The 1,605-nt window shown below is 27.5% G+C and carries 2 protein-coding genes; one reads left to right on the forward strand and one right to left on the reverse strand.

What is annotated here, in order from left to right:
• Nucleotides 1-345: 345 nt before the first annotated feature.
• A complete protein-coding gene (locus FC77_RS07545) occupies nt 346-957 on the reverse strand; it encodes a transmembrane-type terpene cyclase (RefSeq protein WP_056971011.1) in 612 nt (203 codons plus the stop codon).
• A gap of 138 nt (nt 958-1,095) precedes the next feature.
• Between FC77_RS07545 and FC77_RS07550 the strand changes: the two genes are divergently transcribed.
• Nucleotides 1,096-1,572 carry a TetR/AcrR family transcriptional regulator gene (locus tag FC77_RS07550; RefSeq protein WP_056971012.1) on the forward strand — a complete coding sequence of 159 codons (477 nt, stop codon included), beginning with the start codon at nt 1,096-1,098 and terminating at the stop codon, nt 1,570-1,572.
• Nucleotides 1,573-1,605 lie beyond the last annotated feature (33 nt).

Below are 1,605 nucleotides of genomic sequence, written 5' to 3' on the forward strand. Positions count from 1 at the left end.
TTAAAGAAAATAAATAAGCCAAATCATTAATATGACTTGACTTAGAGTAGAAAAAAGGCAATTTACTACACCAATACTTTTAAGGGAAAAGGTTTGACTAAAGTAGAAGAACATCTCGATATTACTGGACAGTATAAGGAAGATTTTTACATAAAATGTGTTGATGGATCACACACAGAGCACTTTATCAAAGTAAAAGACATAAAAGAGATTGGCCGTGACAACCACGTACGGGAAATACTTATTAATAATCAAAATCAATGAACTCTTAATAGGAAAAATTAATTTAAAATGAATAATACAACAATTAAGTTATTAATATTTTTCAAATTAAGTATTATTGGCTTATAAAATCTTATTCCAATTAAGCAGTAAAATTATATAAAGAATATCGAAAATACTGCATAAAATACCACAGGTAATAACATATACATTAATTCCTTGAACTACACCCATTAAAATTGATGGGGCCAAGGTTCCAAGCCATTTAGCTACAGCAATAACCATACTCTGTCCTTTTTTGCTATTCCTATGAAATAACATAATAATGAATAAAATTGACATTACAACATTTTGCAAAAATGCAGAGTATATAGGTCCGTGACTATATCCAAATTCCCAGTAAAATGCTAATTGAAGTGCTAAACAACTAGCAAAAGTGAGAATACTAAATGGAATAAAATATTTTTTCGCACTTTTAGGAAAATCATTTTTACCATATTTGAAATAGCTGACAACTATGATTAAGTCAAAAATAAACCAAATTATATTTACAATAGTCTGAATCCTTATCGGCAACTTGAGACCTAAAAATGAATAAAGACCTTCCCACGCAATATTTAAAGCTAAAGCAAATAAAGGTATGCCATAAGTCTTCTGCTTTATACCTAGTCGAATACAGTCAATGTAAACTAACATCCAACTAATCCCACTTAAAAGAGTTAAAAAAAGTGTCATAAAAATTCTCCTTGTCTTCAAATTAATGTTATAAATGTTACATGTAGTACAAGTGTTACATTTATTATATTTTGATTTTTGAGTAAATTGAAGATACAAATAATAGCAACTTGTTACAGTTTGAAGAAGGATAGAAATATGAAACAATCTGAAAGAAGCAAAAAGTGGATAGAAGAAGCTTTATTCGTTTTGCTTAAACAAAAGCCGTTTTCTAAAATTACTATAACTGATATTACTAAAAAAGCTGGAGTTGCCAGGTTAACTTTTTACCGAAATTTTGCTAAAAAAGAAGATATTCTACAATATCATTTTGATAATATTTTTAGAGAATATCTTAGTAGTTTAGACAAAAATATTACCGATATCAGTACTGCTATAAGACAATGTCTTGAATTCTGGGCAATACATAAAGAAGAAACGAAAATATTAGTTGATAACAATTTGCAATATTTGTTATATAAACCTTTTAGAAAATATTTAAATATCGTGTTGGCAAGAAGTAAGAAATACAGCACTTGTACTAATAATCAAAAAAATTTCATTTTAGGTGGAATGTTTTTTACATTTTTATCCATTTCTAAAGTAGATTGCGAGACTGTAAAATATTTTGTGTAAGGATGAAGGACTCCTTAAATTAATTTCTTAAAA

The sequence above is a fragment of the Lactobacillus acetotolerans DSM 20749 = JCM 3825 genome (genome assembly GCF_001436775.1).
Taxonomy (GTDB): Bacteria; Bacillota; Bacilli; order Lactobacillales; family Lactobacillaceae; genus Lactobacillus; species Lactobacillus acetotolerans.

Bases quoted from the DNA above. Each gene is read 5' to 3' on its own strand.
- FC77_RS07545 (WP_056971011.1), bottom strand. From the start codon at position 957: ATGACACTTTTTTTAACTCTTTTAAGTGGGATTAGTTGGATGTTAGTT.
- FC77_RS07550 (WP_056971012.1), top strand. From the start codon at position 1,096: ATGAAACAATCTGAAAGAAGCAAAAAGTGGATAGAAGAAGCTTTATTC.